Genomic DNA, 16,437 nt, shown 5'->3' on the forward strand with positions numbered 1-16,437 from the left:
CGTCGAGGCGCGTGGTGCGGGGTCAGTAGCGCGAGACGCCGCGGCGACGGCCGACACCGGCCACCAGGGCCACGCCGATCGCGGCGAACAGCACCTGCAGCATCAGCTCGCGCCAGTCGATGCCGGCGGTCTCGGCGAAGCCGGAGGCCCGGGCGACGAGCGTGCCCAGAAGCGCGGCGCCGACGCCGATCAGCATGTGCAGCCACATGGGCATGTTCTGCCGGCCCGGCACGACCAGCCGGCCCAGCGCGCCGACGATCAGACCCACGACCAGCGCGGTGATGATGCCCCAGACGGTGAACTCCACGGTCGTCCTCCTAAAGCGATTTCGCACGTTCTGTGCGGTTGCTGTCGTGACCGCTAAGTGCCCGACGCATCGAAAACCGAAACCGGCCGTATCGACCGCCACCCTCCCGACTGACGCGAACCCGCAGGTGGGAGCGCTGCCAGAGGCTGAAAATCTCCTGGGTACGCGAACGGCCGGCGCCCCTGCGAGGGGACGCCGGCCGCTGCGCGGAGCCGGACCGCTACTTCTTGCCGGGGGCCTTGCCGTCCCCGGAGTCGGACGAGAGCGCGGCGATGAAGGCCTCCTGGGGGACCTCCACGCGGCCCACCATCTTCATCCGCTTCTTGCCCTCCTTCTGCTTCTCCAGCAGCTTGCGCTTGCGGCTGATGTCACCGCCGTAGCACTTGGCGAGCACGTCCTTGCGGATCGCGCGGATGGTCTCCCGGGCGATCACGCGGCTGCCGATGGCCGCCTGGATCGGCACCTCGAACTGCTGGCGCGGGATCAGGTTGCGCAGCTTCGCCGCGATGGTGACCCCGTAGTTGTACGCCTTGTCCTTGTGCACGATCGCGCTGAACGCGTCCACCGGCTCGCCGTGCAGCAGGATGTCGACCTTGACCAGGTCGGACGACTGCTCGCCCGAGGGCTCGTAGTCCAGCGAGGCGTAGCCCTTGGTGCGGCTCTTCAACTGGTCGAAGAAGTCGAAGATGATCTCCGCGAGGGGCAGCGTGTAGCGCAGCTCCACCCGGTCGGCGGAGAGGTAGTCCATGCCGAGCAGACTCCCCCGGCGACCCTGGCAGAGCTCCATCACCGCGCCGACGTAGTCGTTCGGGGTCAGCACGGTGGCGCGCACGACCGGCTCGTACACCTCGGCGATCTTGCCCGTGGGGTACTCGCTCGGGTTCGTCACGACGATCTCCTGGCCGTCCTCCGTGATGGCCCGGTAGACCACGTTCGGCGCGGTCGAGATCAGGTCGAGGTTGTACTCGCGCTCCAGCCGCTCCCGGATGATCTCCAGGTGCAGCAGGCCGAGGAAGCCGCAGCGGAAGCCGAAGCCGAGCGCACCCGACGTCTCCGGCTCGTAGTCGAGCGCGGCGTCGTTGAGCTTGAGCTTGTCGAGCGCCTCGCGCAGGTTGGGGTAGTCGGAGCCGTCGATCGGGTAGAGGCCCGAGTAGACCATCGGCTTCGGGTCCTTGTAGCCGCCCAGGGCCTCGGCGGCCGGCCGGGAGTTGATGGTGACCGTGTCACCCACCCGGGACTGGCGGACGTCCTTCACGCCGGTGATCAGGTAACCCACCTCGCCGACGCCGAGCGCGTCGGCCTTCACCATCTCCGGCGAGATGACGCCGATCTCCAGCAGCTCGTGCACGGCGGCGGTGGACATCATCTTGATCCGGTCACGCGCGCTGATCCGCCCGTCGATGACCCGGACGTAGGTGACCACGCCCCGGTAGACGTCGTAGACCGAGTCGAAGATCATCGCGCGGGCGGGCGCCTCGGCGTCGCCGACCGGGGGCTTGAACTGCCGGACGATCTCGTCGAGCAGGTACGGCACGCCCTCGCCGGTCTTGCCGGAGACCCTGATGCAGTCCGCCGGGTCGCCGCCGATGAGGCGCGCCAACTCCTCGGCGTACTTCTCCGGCTGGGCGGCCGGAAGGTCGATCTTGTTGAGCACCGGGATGATGTGCAGGTCGTTCTCGAGCGCCAGGTAGAGGTTCGCCAGGGTCTGCGCCTCGATGCCCTGCGCGGCGTCGACCAGCAGGATCGCGCCCTCGCAGGCGGCCAGCGACCGGGACACCTCGTAGGTGAAGTCGACGTGGCCCGGAGTGTCGATCATGTTGAGCACGGCGGTCTCGCCGGCCCGGTCGCCCTCCCGGACGGTCCAGGGCATCCGGACGGCCTGGCTCTTGATCGTGATGCCGCGCTCGCGCTCGATGTCCATCCGGTCGAGGTACTGCGCACGCATCTGCCGGGGGTCGACCACGCCGGTGAGCTGCAGCATCCGGTCGGCCAGGGTCGACTTCCCGTGGTCGATGTGGGCGATGATGCAGAAGTTCCTGATGCGCGCCGGGTCGGTGGCACCAGGAGCGTTCGCGCCGGAATCGAGCGTCGGTGGCACAGCGGTCCGTTCTGGTCGGCTGACGTGAGCGGGCCGGCACGACGCCGGCCCCCTCTATGCTCCCACGTCGCCGCCGCGCGCCCACTGCGCGGGCGATCCCCACCGCCGAGGATCACCCCGCGACCCCGCGCCGGGCCTCCGGCGGGCGTCACTCCGCCGACGCCCCGACCGGCGTCACTCGGCGGGCGGCTCCACGAAGAGGGCGGCGAGCCGGGGCAACCGCCGCCTGGCCTCCTCCTCGTCGTCGAAGTCCCAGAGGTCGTTGAGGTCCGGCACCGGCGCCGGCTCCCGGTCCGCCGGGAGTTCGGTGGCGGTGGCCCTGCGGTAGGCGTCCCACGGCACCGCCAGCATCTCCTCGGCCGAGAACTCCTCGCCGCTGAGGGACGCCGCCCGCACCTGCGGCAGCCCGGCCAGCGAGTCCGGGTCGCCGACGGCGCGGGCGAAGACCTCGCGGCCCTGGGCCATCAGCCAGCCCCGGAAGTGGTGGAAGCCCTCGTCGGACACCCCGCCGTTGATCAGGTAGGCCGCACCCCAGAGGTCGGCCTTGTGCGAGGCCGACAGCACCCGGGCCTGGTGGCGGGCGTACCCGACGATGTCGTCCGGGTCGCGCTCGGCGAGCAGGGCGACGGCCCGCGCGGCGACCGCGTGCGGCTCTCCCCCGCCGCCCGCCCGGGCCCGGTCGATCAACTGCCAGAAGTCGTCGGTCCTCATGGCCTGGCAGTCTGGCAGACCGCGCCGCCCCTCCCGCGGCAGCGGGAACACCCCGACGAGTCGCGGCCCGCACGGTGCCCCGTGCCCGGTGCCCCGGCAGCATGGTGGCGTGACCCCGACCTTCCCGCCCCCGGTGCCGTACCACGCCACCGCCCGCCGGCCGCCGTGGGAGACGCTGCCCGCGGCCCTGCGCACCGCGATCGCCGCCCGGATCGGCGCCCCGGTGGTCGCCGCCCGCGTGGCCGGCGCCGGCTTCACCCGGGGCTTCGCCGCCGTCCTCACCACCGCCGCCGGGGACCGGGCCTTCGTCAAGGCCGCGTCCGCCGCCGAGCAACCGCGCCTGGTCGACTGGTACGCCCGGGAGGCCGCGATCCTCGACCGGCTTCCGGACGGCCTGCCGGCTCCCCGCCCCCGCTGGACGCTGTACGAGGCCGGCTGGTTCGTGCTCTGCCTGGACGCCGTCGACGGCCACACGCCCCGGCTGCCCTGGGACCCGGCCGAGCTGACCGCCACCCTCGCCGGGTACGCCGAGGTCGCCGACGCGCTGGCCGCGCCCCCGGCCCCGCTGGCCGCGCTCGGGCTGCCCCACCTCGCCGACCTGGCCCGCGAGGACATCCTCTGGTGGGGCGAGGTGGCCGCCGGCCGGGAGCCGTCGCCGCCGCTGCCCGAGCGGGTGCGCGACCGCCTGCCCGACCTGGTCGCGCTGGAGTCCCGCCTCCCCGGGTACGCCGCCGGGGCGAGCGGCCTGATCCACGGCGACCTCCGGCTGGACAACGTGCTGATCGACGGAACCGGCCGGGCCTGGCTCTGCGACTGGACCTGGCTCTGCCACGGTCCCGCCTGGTTCGACCTGGTCAGCCTGCTCCTCACCGCGTACGCCGGCGGCCTGGACGCCGACGCGCTCTTCGCCCGGCATCCGGCGGCGGCGGGCGCGCCCCCGGACGCGCTGGACGTCACGCTGGCCGCCCTGTCCGGCTACTTTCTCACCACGGCCGCCTCGGCGCCCGCGACGGCGTCGCCGCACCTGCCGGCGCACCAGCGGTGGAGCGGCGAGCAGTCACTCGCCTGGCTCGCCCACCGGCAGGGCTGGGCCTGACCCCCCTGTGCCCTCGGCCGGTACCCGGGCCTCCGCACGCGCCGGCCGGACTCCCCGCCCCGGCTGCCCGCGCCCGGCCGGGTCCGGCTCCCGACCGGCCCGTGCCCAACCGGTGTCCGGCTCCTGACCGGCCCGTGCCCGACCGGACACGGCCCCACCAGGGCCTGGGCGGAGCCGTTTTGGCTCGTCCCGGGCGACCTGGTAACCTGGCTTTTCGCGCAGCGATGACGCCTGCTCGTCGCGCGCAAAAGCAGACCAACCCGAGCTATCAAGACGAGGCTGTCGCGTGGCGAACATCAAGTCCCAGATCAAGCGCAACCGGCAGAACGAGAAGCGCCGGCTGCGTAACAAGTCGGTCAAGTCGTCGCTGAAGACCGCCGTCCGGAAGTTCCACGAGGCCGCGGAGGCTGGTGACGTCGAGAAGGCCACCATCCTCATGCGCGACGCCTCGCGCAAGCTGGACAAGGCGGTCAGCAAGGGCGTGATCCACTCGAACCAGGCCGCGAACCGCAAGTCCGCGATCGCCAAGCGCGTGGTGTCGCTCTCCGCCTGACGCGGCGACCTCAGACCTGACCGGAAGCCCCGGGCAATCCCCGGGGCTTCCGGCTGTCTGCCCTTCTGCGTTCCGCACCACCACCCGGCCGGGAGAACCCGGCCGGGCTTCCGGCGTGCCGACGATCACGGCTGAGCAGGCTGCGGATCACGGCTGGGCGGGCCGACGGGTCTCCGTCCCGTCACCGGCCGCCCGCGCCACCGGCTCGGCCGTGACGACCACGCCGGGCACGCTGTGCGTGATCCAGTCGACCCTGGCCCGCCCGACCACGGGCTGCATCTGCTGGCGGAAGCGGTCCCGCTCCTGCTCCGGCACGAGAGCCGCGGACCGGACCACCATGGCGGCCACCATGTCGTTGAGCTTCACCATCACCGCCACCGTCGCGGGCAGGATCAGCACCGCCCACCAGGTGACCAGCTCGGCGAGGGCGAGCAGCGCGGCAAGCGCGACGGCGCCCTCGAAGAAGAGGAAGCAGAGCACCCCGCCCGGGTTGACGACGCGCAGCCCGAGGAGCCGGGCGTAGAGCGGCCGGTAGCGCTCCTCGTCGGCGGGGATCGTGGCCCACGAGCCGCGGAGGGCTCCGCTCACCGGGCGCCACCCTGCCGGGCGGCCGCGACCGAGAAGACGGCCCGCTCCAGCGCGTACGCCCGGTCGTCCGCCCCGCCCTTGACGGCCGCGTTGCACTCGGCGGCGGCCCGCATCGCCTCGACCAGGCCCTCGGGCGTCCATCCGCGCCCCTGGCGCTGCGCCCGCTCGATCTTCCACGCCGGCATGCCCAGGCTGCTCGCCAACTGGTAGGGGCTGCCCCGACCGGCGGACGCCACCCGGGCCACGGTGCGTACACCGTCGGCGATCGCGTCGGCGATCGGCACCGGGTCGACCCCGACGTGCAGCGCCCAGCGCAGCGCCTCCAGGGCGGCCGGCACGTCGCCGACCATGGTGGCGTCGGCGACCGTGAAGCCGCTCACCTCGACCCGGCCGCGGTAGTAGCGGGCGACCGTGTCGGCGCCGATCCGGCCGTCGGTGTCGGCCATGAGCTGGGAACAGGCGGCGTCCAGCTCGCGCAGGTCGTTGCCGACCGCCGCGATGAGCGCCTCGGCGGCGTCGTCGGTGCACTTCCCGCCGGCGCGGCGGATCTCGTCGCGGACGAACGCCACCCGGTCGCGGTGCCCCTTGAGTTTGGCGGCCGGCACGACCGTCGCGCCGGCCGCCTTCAGCCCGTCGGCGAACGCCTTGCCCTTGGCCCCGCCGAGGTGCAGCACGACGAGCTGCACCTCGGGGTCGGGGTTCTTCGCGTACGCCAGCAGGGCCGCCACCAGGTCCTTGCGGGCGTCCTGGCCGGCGCGGAGCACCAGCACCCGCCGCCCGCCGAAGAGGGAGGGGCTGAGCATCTCGGCGATCTCGCCGACGGCCAGGGCGCCGGCCTGGTACTCGCGGACGTCCACGTCGGGGTCGACACTGCGGGCCCGGGCGACGGCTTCGGTGACCGCGCGCGTGGCGAGCAGCTCCTCGTCGCCGAGGACGAGCAGAATGGGAGCGAGGCTGGCGGCGGTCACGCCGCCCATATTCGCACGGCCGGCGGCCCGATCCAGCCTGGTCATCCGCTCTGTGACGGCAGAGCCCGCACTCAGTGCAAATCCAGACATTTATCTCAGTACGCCGCCAAAGCCGAGAATTGGCATCGACTCCTACGGTTGCCGACCCGGCGAGGTGCCGCGCGTCACGACCGCGAGGCCCGACCGGCCGAGCACCGCTGCCACGTCCCCGTCGGTGTCCGTACGCAGCACCCGCGCCCCGCCCCGGGCCAGCCGCCCCAGCACCGCCGGGTGCGGATGCCCGTACGTGTTGCCGGCCCCGACCGGCACCAGGGCGACCGCCGGGCGGACCGCGTCCAGGAAGGCCGGATCCTGGTAGGCGGACGCATGAGCGCGGCGGGTACCGGAATAGCAAGCGACCCCGGGCAGTGCTGCGAACACTGACCCCGGGGTCTGACGGACATCGGAGGTCCGCCGCCCATGAGTGTAGCTGTGAAGTCTGCCCTGCTCGCGACCCGTGACCTCGGGAAGAACGAGCGTGCCGTAGCTATCGCCATCGCTGCCCACGCCAACCACGACGGCAACGCCTGGCCGTCTGTCGCCACCATCGCCGAGTACGCCGGCTGTTCCGAGCGGACCGTACAGCGGGCGCTCGCCAAGCTGGTGCAGCTCGGTCGCCTGGTCGTCACCAAGGTTGCCGGCATCGCCACCCGCGTCTACCGCCTGGTCCTCGGTCAGGGGGTGTCATCCGCTCCGCAGGGGGTGACGAACCAGCCGGCCGGGGTGACAGATCAGGGCACCGGGGGTGACAGCCAGGGTGACACCCGAAGTGTTGAAGACCAAGGGAAGTTGAAGAACCGCGCTGGCGCGCGGGACTGGCGTCGCTTCCTTCCCAAGAACAAGAACACCACCACCCCTCGCCCGGGTGGCTACCCGTACCCCGAGCGTCGAGGTGCAGCCCTGCCGCCTGTCGCCGGCACCGACCAGTGCCCGAGGCACCGAGGCTCCCTCGCCCACAACTGCGGACCGTGCCGCTCCGAGGCGCTGGCGGGTGGCCGATGAACGCCACCGCCGCCTACGCGCTCGCCCTGGTCCTGATCGGCGGACCGCTCTCGATGCTCGCGCCGTTCGTCATCGCTCGCCGGCTGAGCGAGCGCCACGCAGAGCAGGTCGCCGACGACATCGCCCACCTCTCGGACGTTCCTAACGTCCCCACCCGCTTCTGAGGAGCCTCGCCGTGTCCCGTACTGCCATCACCTCTCGGCTGACCACCGGCCTGGTTGCCCTGGTCGCCGGCTACGCATCGTTCTCGCACATCTTCAAGGTCGCCCGGCAGGCTGGCGAGCACGTCTCGGTCGCGTCGGTGCTGCCCCTGTCCATCGACGGTCTGATCCTGGTCGGCACGCTGGCGATGCTCGACGACAAGCGCAGCAACCGGAAGCCTCGCCTGTCCGCTCGACTGGCTGTCGCGTTCGGCATCGTCGCCACGCTGGCTGCCAACATCGCCTCGGCTCACCCGACGTGGACTGCCCGAGCCGTTGCCGCCGTTCCCCCGGTCGCCTTCCTGCTCGCCGTCGAGGTGCTGTCTCGGCGAGGCAAGCTGATCAACCAGCCTGAGCCGGTGAGCCGCCCGACCATCGCGCCGAGCAAGCCTGAGCCGGTGAGGCTGCCGACCGCTCTGCCGACCGTTGAGCCAAGCAAGCCTGAGCCGGTTGCCGTCGAGCCGGTCAAGGCTCAGCCGGTCAAGCGGACCAGCCAGCCGAGCACCAAGCCTGTTCCCCGCTCGCTCACCTCGGCTGACCGGATCATGTCGGCTCACCTCGCCGAGCCCGAGGCGACGCACGCCCGGATCGCTGAGCTTGCCGGGGTGTCCCTGGCGACGGTGAAGCGGTACCGGCCTACCCGCTCGGCTGGCTCGCCGTCCACCTCGCAGCCTGCGGAGACTGCTGCCAACGGTCGTACGCCTGAGCTTGCGGGGGTGGCGGCGTGACCGAGCTTGAGCGGGCTATCCGCAAGCTGCGGCGCAAGCACACCGTGTCGCGGGTGGCCTACCGGTACGTCTCCGGTAGGCCGCTCAGCGGCAAGGCTGGCTACCCGTACCTGAGCCGGGGTGCTGGTCGGCTCACCGGCTGGCAGCGTCAGGTGATCCGGCTCAGCGTGCCCGCTACGGCTGCACTGGCAGCGGCTCAGCCCGAGCAGGTCGGCTCACTGGTCGGCTCGGCTGCGCTGGTCGCCGGCTGGCGAGTGCGTCGCCGGTTCACCATGCGCCGGTTCAATCGCGAGTACATCGCGCCGACCCTGGCTGCCCTTGCGCCGGCGATGGGCCTACAGACCGGCGTACGCCTGCACGTCGACCCGACGTTGGGCAACCTCACCCCGAGGCTGGCCAAGCCGCTCAGCCCTGCCGAGACCGCCGTACGGGCTTGGTACGGCGAGCACGTCGAGCCGATCATCCGGTGGCTGCCTGAGCGTGCTCAGCGGGCGGCATGGTCGGTGCAGCGTGCCGCCGAGCCGGTCACCTCTCGGCTGGCTGTGTTCCGCCGGCCGGTCGACGGCGACATGGGTCCGCGTATCGAGCTGGTTGCCGACACCCCGTACCTGACCAAGGAACAGCGGCAGTTGGTCTCCTCGATCATCGGCAGCAAGATCCCGGTCTCTGACCTGGTCGAGCACTGGCACCAGGTCGGTCCGCGGGTGACTGCTACGTGGACAGTGCGTAAGCGTCCGCCGGCTCGGGTCGGTGTCGACCAGGTCGCCGAGCACCTGCCCCGGCTGGCTGAGTGGGAGTTCTACATCGGGCAGGGTGCAGGCGATCGGCCGCTGATCCTGTCGCTGCGGGACGACTCGCCGCACATCGCGGTCTCTGCCGGTACGGGTGCGGGCAAGAGCGTGCTCGCCGAGCTGGTCGCCGTGCAGGTGCTCGCCCGAGGTGGCCGGGTGGTCATCCTCGACCGCAAGGGCTCGCACCGTTGGGCGCTCGGTCTGACCGGGGTCGACTACTGCACCAAGCCGGCGCAGATGCATGACGCGCTGGTCAGGCTGGCCGCGCTCGCCGATGAGCGGAACACGCTGGCTATGCACGAGGCTGAGGACTGGGACCCCGGTCCGCGCGTGCTGGTCATCGCCGAGGAGTTGAACGCGACCATCGGGCAACTGGTCAACTTCTGGGCCGAGGCTCGCGGCAAGGGTGACCCGAAGCGCTCCCCTGCCGTGTCGGCGCTGGCTGACCTGCTGTTCATGGGCCGCAGCGCCAAGGTCAACGTGCTGGCCATCGCGCAGATGCTCACCGCCCGCGCCATCGGCGGACCCGAGGCGCGGGAGAACTTCGGCATCCGGTGCCTCGCCCGGTACACGGCGAACAACTGGAAGATGTTGGTACCCGAGGCAGCCATGCCGCGTGCCTCGCGGACCCTCGGCCGGTGGCAGGTGGTCATCGGCGGGCAAGCCACCGAGACGCAGGTTGCCTACCTGACCGCGAGCGAGGCTCGGGCGCTTGCATGTCCCCGGTCCCCGGAGACATCCCAGGTCAACGGCCTATCAAGCCCTGCCGGGGACTTCCTGACGCTGCGCGAAGCGATCGACGCCGGAGTGATCCCGTGGAAGCTCGACGCAGCGAAGAAGCGCCTACAGCGCAAGGTGGGCAACGTGCCCACCGCGAGGGGCAAGAGCGGCAACGCAGACCTGTACGCGAGAGCAGACCTTGCCCGCTGGGCAGGAGCCAAGAACGAGGAGAGGATCAGCCAGTGAAGATCATCCAAGCGCGCACCGGGTCTGCCGCCGTGGTCGCCCCTTCCCTCGGGGTCATCTTCGTTGACCCCGGCATGGGTCCCGACGCCACTGTTGACGCGATCAGGGCCGCGCTGCCAACCGCCCACCGCGACCAGGTCGAGCACTGGGTCAGGACGGCCACGCCCCCGATGGTCGCCCCGGTGATCACCGGGTAGCCCGACCGGTTGACTGACTGCCCGTCGCCCTGATCCCGAGGGTGGCGGGCAGTTGGCTTGTCCGGGCATGCCGGGTGAGCGTGGTCACGATCGCCGGTAAGGCTCCAAGATCAAGGGGGATACATGGGTAGAGGGGTTCACCTCGGAGGCTTGCCAGTGAGCGTGGTCACGGCGGCGCAACTTCCGCGCCAGACGGCCCGGATACGTAGATAGAGGCTTCACCTCCGAGGCTTGCCGGTTGACCCCAGTCACGGCACGTTGACTATCGGCTCAGTCGGCCCGGATACACAGGTAGAGGGTTCTCCCTCGGAGGCTTGTCGGTGACTCCGGTCACACCTGGTTATAAAACTCCAAGATCCGAGCGGATACATAGGTAGAGGGTTCACCTCGGAGACTTGCCGGTGACCTCGGCCACGGCACCCTGACTTCCGGGTCGATCCGAGGGGATACATAGGTAGAGGGTTCACCTCGTAGGCTTGCCAGTGAGCGTGGTCACGATCGTCGTCAAGACTCCAAGATCCGAGCGGATACATAGGTAGAGGGTTCACCTCGGAGACTTGCCGGTGACCTCGGTCACGACAGGGGTGCATAACTCCAAGATCACCGGGGATATATAGGTAGAGGCTTCATCCGCCAGGCCGGTTGGCCTGGCTTTTTTCTTGGCCATGAGCAGGTAGGTCAAGTCTTACTTCACACCCAACCGAGGGGGCAGCCGTTGAGGCTGCCCCTTCTTCATGCCCGCACGTGGGCGGAACGGAGCGGCCAGCAGTGCATGTAATCGACGGCATCACTTACCTGGACACCATCGAAGCGGCGAAGCGTCTTGGCCTCAGCGCGCGGACGCTGATCAACCAGCGCAGCGAGGGGCGCTCCCCGATGCGCTACGTCAAGCACCTCGGCAGGGTGCTCTACCCGCTGACCGAGGTTGAGCGGTACGGCCGAGAGCTGGGCCGTTGACCGAGGAGCTGCGGCGCATCGCCGAACGCATCGCCCAGGAAGCGCCACCCCTCACCCCCGAGCAGCGAGCCAGGCTGCGCGGACTCTTCGCCGGCACCCTGAACGGAGACCAGTAACCGTGTATCCACTGACCAAGCTCAGCTACACCCAGCTTGTCGTCCTTGGCCACCTGCTCAGCGCGGCCTCGCTCGCCCTGTTCCTGATCCTCTGGGGCGGCCAGTGAGCTACGCCAGCATCAACCGAGCCCTTGCCATCGCCGAGACGTTGGAAGCCGAGCGAGCCGAGCATGCCGAGCGCGTGCGTGCCGCACGGGAAGCCGAGCGCATCGAGCGCAGCCGAGGGCCCATCGAACCGCCGGAGGTGTCCGGAGGGCTCGACCCCATGGGCATCGGCGACGACGGACCGTCAGAGCTTGCCGAGTGGCACCGGAGCATCAGCGGCGCGGCGAGCAGACGGCCCCTCAACGGCATCGCCTACTTCCCATCGGCGGACGAGACCAGGAGGTGACCGACCAGTGAGCCGCAAGCGCAAGCGGAGCCGGGAGCCGGCGACGGCAAGCGTCAGCCCACCGTTCCGCATGACGCTCGAAGAGTGGGCGCGAGACACGGGCATGACCGTGGACCAGGTGCGAGAGAACGTAGACGCACTGGTCGTCAAGGGCTGGCTGATCCCGGTCGCCCCTGACGTGTGGATCATGACGATCCCCGAGGGAGTGAAGACCCCGTGAGCAAGCCACCCAAGTTCGATGCGTTCGGCACCATGCGAGCCGTCCGCGAGGACGACAAGCTGACCGCGCCGCAGAAGGCGGTGTTGGTGTTCGCTGTCCTGCGGACCAACAACGGCGACGGCAAGGTGAGGGCGAGCCTTGAGATGATCGCCAGCGATGCCGGGCTCTCCAGGCGAACCGCTGAGCGGGCCCTCGCCGAGGACCAGGCCGAAGCGTTGAAGTACTTCGACCGAGTCGAGCGCAGCCGGCGACGGGTTGATCTCTGGTTCAAGATGGAACCGAGTGCGACGGAGAGTCGCACTCGCGAGAGCGACAGAGAGTCGGACTCGCCTGGCCAGGTCTCCCCGAGTGCGACACAGAGTCGTACTCGCAAGCCTCGCCGAGAGTCGCAGTCAGAGCCGAGTGCGACACCATGTCCGCCGAGTGCGACACAGAGTCGTACTGAGTGCGACACAGAGTCGCACCTTCTACCTCTATCTACCTCTACATCTACCAAGAGGCCGGTCGGCATCCTCACCAGGCCGAGCCAGCATCCCGCCGACGTCGAGACCTTCACCCCCACCGAGGATGAAGATCCTTGGACGCTGGCGAAGCTGACCATGCCGTAGGCCCTACCGCCCGGCACCCGCTTCGCACTGCGCCGCTGCGGTGCGTACCCCTGCGGCAGGCTTGCAGGCAGCGGCGAGGAGATGAGGCCCCGGAGGGGCCATCACCAGCAGAGCCAGTAGATGCCGGCCGGAGGCCGGCACTCACAGCACACCCAACACCAGCAGTAGCCGGCCGGAGGCCGGCTCTCTTCGTATGCCCTCAGGAGCATCAACCAGTGGAAACCCTCTCCCGCGCCGACGCTCGCAAGGCTCGGCAACTCGCCGAACAGCGTTACGCCCTAGCCTTCGACACCAAGGCTTCCGCCGCTGCGGATCTCGCCCGCTTGCAGGCGGCGGATGCCGCCCCCGATCTCATCGCCGCCGCCGTCGAGAACCTGAGCCGGGCAACGGCTCTGGTCACCGATGCCCGAGCTGCGCTCGATCAGGCCAGCCGCTACCACCGCATCGCCTGGCGGGACGTTCGCCCGTGAGCCTCGACCCCATCCTGCCGGCGCTTGTCGCCGAAGTGTTCCGGGCTCGCTATGACGGCATCGACATCGAGCCGACCCCACCCCGGACGGAGATCCTGCCGCCGCCCACGCGGCCGGCGATCCGGCTACGCGGGCGGGGACATGCCAGAGGCGGGGTGCTGGTCAGTCGCCTCCTGGTCCTGACCTTCAGCGATGGCGAGCCGCTGACACTCTCGCCGCTCGACCTGGTCGACAACGTCACCGGCTTCGTGCTGCCGAAGTTGATGACCGCGCTACCTGGCGTCGAGCTGAAGCTACGCCAGCACAGGGCAACGCGCGTCCAGTCCGATGGCGGACTGAGCATCGCCGTACACCACTGGTCCGCCTCAGCCTCTCTAGCCGGCTGAAGCCCGGCGACCGTCAATCGTCCTCGCTCATGATCCGGTCGAACTCCTGTGGCGTGATCTCGCCCTGACGCAGCCGGCGCGCGTTGGCAGCGAACTTGCCGATGCCTGCACGACCACGCGAGTCCAGCTCCGAAGGCGTACCCATCTCGCTAGCAACCATGAGCTTGTCGAACTCTTCCCTGACTTCCTTCGGGTTCCCCATGTCCATCTCGTGATCATGACGGATTCAGGGCTTGCAACACATCCCACGGGCGGCCGACCGGCCGCCCTTCGTCGTATCTGGAAGAAGGTTCCAACACCGTGGCTACCGCCAAGAAGAACACCACCCCCACCCCCGTCGAGGCTCTGGCCCAGGCCCTCGCCCTGGTCAGTCAGCGGGAGGCCGAGCACGAGCAGGCCAAGGAAGCTGCCGATGAGCTGTTCGCTCGGCTCGACGGTGGCGACGAGACCGTGACCGGGCTCGACCTGGCCACCGCCGAGGCGGAGATCAAGCGCACTGAGCACCTGCTCGGCATGGCTCGCAAGCGCATCCCTGCCGCCGAGCGCGCCGTCAAGCTGTACGAGGGGCAGACCAACCCCGTGCTCGCCGAGTACCTGCGGTCGGTCATCGAGGAGAACCGGTTCAACTTCGGTCTGTTCGGCGTTCCGGTCGAGGTGGTGCCGCAGCGGCCGGAGAAGCTGACCACTCCGGCGGCGTACCTGTACCAGACCGAGGGCGCGGACTGCGACACGAAGACCGGCCGGATGACCGGGCAGGTTCACCTGCTCGTGGCGGTACCCGCTGACGGACTGGCCACCATCCGAGACGCCTGCGGTACGGCGGTCTACAAGCTGATCCGCGACGCCGGGCACGCCGACGTGCGAGACAGCATCGTCGTACGCCCGGATCACTTCGTTCTCTCGGTCTTCCTGAAGGACCTTGCGCCGCTGATGCCCGTGATCGAGGAGCGCTCGACCGCCACCGGCATCACCCTGGCTCGGCAGGTGGGCGGGCTCGCCGCCGTGCGGAGCAAGCAGTACGTCGTTGATCACCGGACCGACCGGTGGGCGAACGTCCACACCATCATGTCCCGGCGCGAGTCGGGCGAGGTGGTCTCGCAGTCGCGCGACGGCGACACCGTCCGGCGCAAGGTGCGGGTGCAGTTCATCGTGCACGGCATCAACCAGGACATCGACTTCCCCGAGCTGTCCCGCTTCGTGGCCGGCGGCATCGAGGACACCACCGGCATCTTCTCGCCCGGCCTCGGTCGAGTCGAGTCGGTCAAGCTGGCCAGCGCGGAACCGACCATGTTCGGTGACCGCCGCGCCCTGGACGTCACGGCTGAAGTGACTCTGACCAGCAAGGCTGCTGCCTGACGGAGCGATCGGGCAGGGTGCTCCGCGGAGTGCCCTGCCCTGGACGCCAGGCATCACCATGACCAACTCCCGTACGCGCAAGAGCTTCCGCCATGAGTGCACAGTGCTCGGCTGCCCCGGCCAGCACTGGGCGCGCGGGCTCTGCAAGAAGCACTACATGAGGTGGAGGCGTAGCGGGGACGTCGTTCTCCGCGTGGGCCAAGAGCCGGACACGGCGGAGCCGTGCGCCTGGTGCGGCGACGCCGTGCCGGTCAACAGCGGCCGAGTCTCCCTCTACTGCCGTGACGCATGCCGAGCCAGCCACAAGCGGCTGAAGCGGCGCGAGAAGCCCGTAGGCGCCACCCCCCGACCAGACCATCCCTGATCAACGACAGGCGCTCTCCGTGGCCCTCAGCGGGCTACGGGGAGCGCCCATGACTCTGCATGGAGACAGATCCGAGTGAGCGAGACCAACGAGCAACAGCATGCACAACGGGAGTGCCGACACTGCGGCGGCTCGATGGAGGGCAAGCCTGCCCGCGCCATCTACTGCACGAGACGGTGCAAGGAGAAGGCTGCCGCGAGGCGCAACGTGACGGAACGCAACGCCCGGCACAGGGACAGCCGCAAGGCATGGAAGAAGGCCCACCGCAAGACCGATGCCGGCAAGGATGCCCGTTGGGCCGAGATGGCTAAGCGGCGTGCCCGCGCCCACGGCGCTCCCGTGGTCGAGCTGGTCAAGCGCCGCGACGTGTTCGAGCGCGACGGCTGGATCTGCCTTCTGTGCGGAGAGCCGACCCTACGGGAGACCGGCACCGACCCTCGCTCGGCATCCGTTGATCACACCGTGCCGCTGGCCGATGGCGGCAGCCACACCTACGACAACGCCGTGACGGCACACCTAGCGTGCAACGTATGGGAGAAGCGGACCAAGTCTCTCGATGAGTACTGGTTGGCCCGTTGGGACTCGGTCGGCGGCGAGCTGATCCCGATCGGCAGGGCGATTACCTGGACCCTGCTCGACCCTGCCGGCGACCTGGTCGACGTCGAGGAGGTGGCCGCGTGAGGAACCCCGACGACTACAGCCGCGAGCGCGACCAGGTCAGAGCAGAGCGGAACGCTGCCCCCGTGTTCATCCTCCGAGGTGAGGCGCAGGTACTCATCCCACCTGCCGATCCCGATTGGCACACAACGGCACGCGAGATGTGGTTGGCGCTGATGGACTCCCCGCAAGCCGGCATCATGACCGGCGTTGACTGGGCCTACGCCAAGTTCTGCTTCGGCGAGCTAAGTGCCTACCTCAACGGCGAGTACGCCAGCCGAGGCCGCACCAAGGGCAAGAGCGCCGTAGCACTGGAGACCGTAGATCGGCTACTGCGCGGCGTGATCATCCCACCGGCTGACCGGCTGCGCCTCCGTGTGGCCATCGAGCCGCCGCGCCCGCCGGCTCCCCGTGAACCGACCCTCGACGAGATCGAGGCTGCGATCACGGCGGCGGAGAGCGAGGTGAAGCAGTGAGCAGACCTGATCCGGTCGTCGATCCGGTCAAGGTTCTCCGTGACCACGCGGAAGGCTGGTACAAGACAGCCATGAGGCAGACCAACCCCGAACTGAGAGCCGGGTACCTGGCCATGGCGCGGCGGTTCGCGCAGTGGGCTCGGCAGATGGCTGAGCAGAAACGACGCTGACACGTCCCTGCGGGCCCTGGAC

24 protein-coding genes are annotated in these 16,437 nt (G+C 69.8%); 17 read left to right on the top strand and 7 right to left on the bottom strand.

The window, feature by feature from the left end; all coding sequences use genetic code 11:
• Positions 1 to 22 precede the first annotated feature (22 nt).
• From AB0L34_RS13905 to AB0L34_RS13915, 3 genes are all read right to left on the bottom strand, one after another.
• Complete coding sequence (locus AB0L34_RS13905) at positions 23 to 307, bottom strand: GlsB/YeaQ/YmgE family stress response membrane protein (protein WP_363704777.1); 285 nt, start codon at positions 305 to 307, stop codon at positions 23 to 25.
• 220 nt (positions 308 to 527) lie between these two features.
• Positions 528 to 2,405: a translation elongation factor 4 gene (gene lepA, locus AB0L34_RS13910; RefSeq protein ID WP_350710822.1), complete on the bottom strand. Its 1,878-nt coding sequence runs from the start codon at positions 2,403 to 2,405 to the stop codon at positions 528 to 530.
• Positions 2,406 to 2,579: 174 nt separating this feature from the next.
• Positions 2,580 to 3,116, bottom strand: a complete 537-nt coding sequence (locus AB0L34_RS13915; RefSeq protein ID WP_357460400.1) for a DUF4240 domain-containing protein — start codon at positions 3,114 to 3,116, stop codon at positions 2,580 to 2,582.
• A 109-nt stretch (positions 3,117 to 3,225) separates the two neighbouring features.
• Between AB0L34_RS13915 and AB0L34_RS13920 the strand changes: the two genes are divergently transcribed.
• Positions 3,226 to 4,212 (top strand): phosphotransferase, encoded by a 987-nt coding sequence (locus AB0L34_RS13920; RefSeq protein WP_363704779.1) that lies wholly within the window; start codon positions 3,226 to 3,228, stop codon positions 4,210 to 4,212.
• A 286-nt stretch (positions 4,213 to 4,498) separates the two neighbouring features.
• The gene (gene rpsT / locus AB0L34_RS13925) at positions 4,499 to 4,765 is read left to right on the top strand and encodes a 30S ribosomal protein S20 (RefSeq protein ID WP_091104033.1); all 267 of its coding nucleotides are present in this window, start codon (positions 4,499 to 4,501) and stop codon (positions 4,763 to 4,765) included.
• Positions 4,766 to 4,912: 147 nt separating this feature from the next.
• On the opposite strand, the gene AB0L34_RS13930 is transcribed toward rpsT, so the two are convergent.
• The 3 genes from AB0L34_RS13930 to AB0L34_RS13940 all read right to left on the bottom strand — a co-directional run bounded on the left by AB0L34_RS13930 (position 4,913) and on the right by AB0L34_RS13940 (position 6,741).
• Complete coding sequence (locus AB0L34_RS13930; RefSeq protein WP_363704781.1) at positions 4,913 to 5,353, bottom strand: hypothetical protein; 441 nt, start codon at positions 5,351 to 5,353, stop codon at positions 4,913 to 4,915.
• Positions 5,350 to 6,330: a DNA polymerase III subunit delta gene (holA, locus tag AB0L34_RS13935; protein ID WP_363704783.1), complete on the bottom strand. Its 981-nt coding sequence runs from the start codon at positions 6,328 to 6,330 to the stop codon at positions 5,350 to 5,352. Before holA ends, AB0L34_RS13930 begins: the two co-directional genes overlap by 4 nt.
• A 123-nt stretch (positions 6,331 to 6,453) precedes the next feature.
• Positions 6,454 to 6,741 (bottom strand): hypothetical protein, encoded by a 288-nt coding sequence (locus AB0L34_RS13940; RefSeq protein WP_363704785.1) that lies wholly within the window; start codon positions 6,739 to 6,741, stop codon positions 6,454 to 6,456.
• Between the two features lie 39 nt (positions 6,742 to 6,780).
• On the opposite strand from AB0L34_RS13940, the gene AB0L34_RS13945 reads away from it, so the two are divergent.
• From AB0L34_RS13945 to AB0L34_RS13995, 11 genes are all read left to right on the top strand, one after another.
• Positions 6,781 to 7,362 carry a helix-turn-helix domain-containing protein gene (locus AB0L34_RS13945; protein ID WP_363704787.1) on the top strand — a complete coding sequence of 194 codons (582 nt, stop codon included), beginning with the start codon at positions 6,781 to 6,783 and terminating at the stop codon, positions 7,360 to 7,362.
• Complete coding sequence (locus tag AB0L34_RS13950) at positions 7,359 to 7,526, top strand: hypothetical protein (RefSeq protein WP_363704789.1); 168 nt, start codon at positions 7,359 to 7,361, stop codon at positions 7,524 to 7,526. Before AB0L34_RS13945 ends, AB0L34_RS13950 begins: the two co-directional genes overlap by 4 nt.
• A gap of 11 nt (positions 7,527 to 7,537) precedes the next feature.
• On the top strand, positions 7,538 to 8,290 hold the full coding sequence (locus tag AB0L34_RS13955) for a DUF2637 domain-containing protein (protein WP_363704791.1): 753 nt from the start codon (positions 7,538 to 7,540) through the stop codon (positions 8,288 to 8,290).
• Positions 8,287 to 10,047, top strand: a complete 1,761-nt coding sequence (locus tag AB0L34_RS13960) for a type IV secretory system conjugative DNA transfer family protein (RefSeq protein WP_363704793.1) — start codon at positions 8,287 to 8,289, stop codon at positions 10,045 to 10,047. The genes AB0L34_RS13955 and AB0L34_RS13960 overlap by 4 nt, the downstream gene beginning before the upstream one ends.
• Positions 10,044 to 10,244 (top strand): hypothetical protein, encoded by a 201-nt coding sequence (locus tag AB0L34_RS13965; protein ID WP_363704795.1) that lies wholly within the window; start codon positions 10,044 to 10,046, stop codon positions 10,242 to 10,244. Before AB0L34_RS13960 ends, AB0L34_RS13965 begins: the two co-directional genes overlap by 4 nt.
• Positions 10,245 to 11,012: 768 nt before the next feature.
• On the top strand, positions 11,013 to 11,201 hold the full coding sequence (locus tag AB0L34_RS13970) for a helix-turn-helix domain-containing protein (protein ID WP_363704797.1): 189 nt from the start codon (positions 11,013 to 11,015) through the stop codon (positions 11,199 to 11,201).
• A 219-nt stretch (positions 11,202 to 11,420) separates the two neighbouring features.
• Positions 11,421 to 11,708 (top strand): hypothetical protein, encoded by a 288-nt coding sequence (locus tag AB0L34_RS13975; RefSeq protein ID WP_363704799.1) that lies wholly within the window; start codon positions 11,421 to 11,423, stop codon positions 11,706 to 11,708.
• 7 nt (positions 11,709 to 11,715) lie between these two features.
• The gene (locus tag AB0L34_RS13980; RefSeq protein WP_363704801.1) at positions 11,716 to 11,928 is read left to right on the top strand and encodes a hypothetical protein; all 213 of its coding nucleotides are present in this window, start codon (positions 11,716 to 11,718) and stop codon (positions 11,926 to 11,928) included.
• On the top strand, positions 11,925 to 12,536 hold the full coding sequence (locus tag AB0L34_RS13985; RefSeq protein ID WP_363704803.1) for a hypothetical protein: 612 nt from the start codon (positions 11,925 to 11,927) through the stop codon (positions 12,534 to 12,536). Before AB0L34_RS13980 ends, AB0L34_RS13985 begins: the two co-directional genes overlap by 4 nt.
• Before the next feature lie 215 nt (positions 12,537 to 12,751).
• Positions 12,752 to 13,006 (top strand): hypothetical protein, encoded by a 255-nt coding sequence (locus AB0L34_RS13990; protein WP_363704805.1) that lies wholly within the window; start codon positions 12,752 to 12,754, stop codon positions 13,004 to 13,006.
• On the top strand, positions 13,003 to 13,392 hold the full coding sequence (locus tag AB0L34_RS13995) for a hypothetical protein (protein ID WP_363704807.1): 390 nt from the start codon (positions 13,003 to 13,005) through the stop codon (positions 13,390 to 13,392). The genes AB0L34_RS13990 and AB0L34_RS13995 overlap by 4 nt, the downstream gene beginning before the upstream one ends.
• Positions 13,393 to 13,405: 13 nt before the next feature.
• On the opposite strand, the gene AB0L34_RS14000 is transcribed toward AB0L34_RS13995, so the two are convergent.
• Entirely contained in the window at positions 13,406 to 13,600 is a 195-nt protein-coding gene (locus tag AB0L34_RS14000) for a hypothetical protein (protein ID WP_363704809.1), read from the bottom strand.
• Between the two features lie 92 nt (positions 13,601 to 13,692).
• Between AB0L34_RS14000 and AB0L34_RS14005 the strand changes: the two genes are divergently transcribed.
• The 4 genes from AB0L34_RS14005 to AB0L34_RS14020 all read left to right on the top strand — a co-directional run bounded on the left by AB0L34_RS14005 (position 13,693) and on the right by AB0L34_RS14020 (position 16,415).
• A complete protein-coding gene (locus AB0L34_RS14005; protein WP_363704811.1) occupies positions 13,693 to 14,748 on the top strand; it encodes a hypothetical protein in 1,056 nt (351 codons plus the stop codon).
• A gap of 439 nt (positions 14,749 to 15,187) precedes the next feature.
• On the top strand, positions 15,188 to 15,793 hold the full coding sequence (locus AB0L34_RS14010; protein WP_363704813.1) for an HNH endonuclease signature motif containing protein: 606 nt from the start codon (positions 15,188 to 15,190) through the stop codon (positions 15,791 to 15,793).
• Positions 15,790 to 16,245, top strand: a complete 456-nt coding sequence (locus AB0L34_RS14015) for a hypothetical protein (RefSeq protein WP_363704815.1) — start codon at positions 15,790 to 15,792, stop codon at positions 16,243 to 16,245. The genes AB0L34_RS14010 and AB0L34_RS14015 overlap by 4 nt, the downstream gene beginning before the upstream one ends.
• Positions 16,242 to 16,415 carry a hypothetical protein gene (locus tag AB0L34_RS14020; protein WP_363704817.1) on the top strand — a complete coding sequence of 58 codons (174 nt, stop codon included), beginning with the start codon at positions 16,242 to 16,244 and terminating at the stop codon, positions 16,413 to 16,415. The genes AB0L34_RS14015 and AB0L34_RS14020 overlap by 4 nt, the downstream gene beginning before the upstream one ends.
• The last annotated feature ends 22 nt before the right edge of the window (positions 16,416 to 16,437 follow it).

Origin of the sequence: Micromonospora sp. NPDC052213, assembly GCF_040679695.1 — a bacterium.
Taxonomy (GTDB): domain Bacteria; phylum Actinomycetota; class Actinomycetes; order Mycobacteriales; family Micromonosporaceae; genus Micromonospora.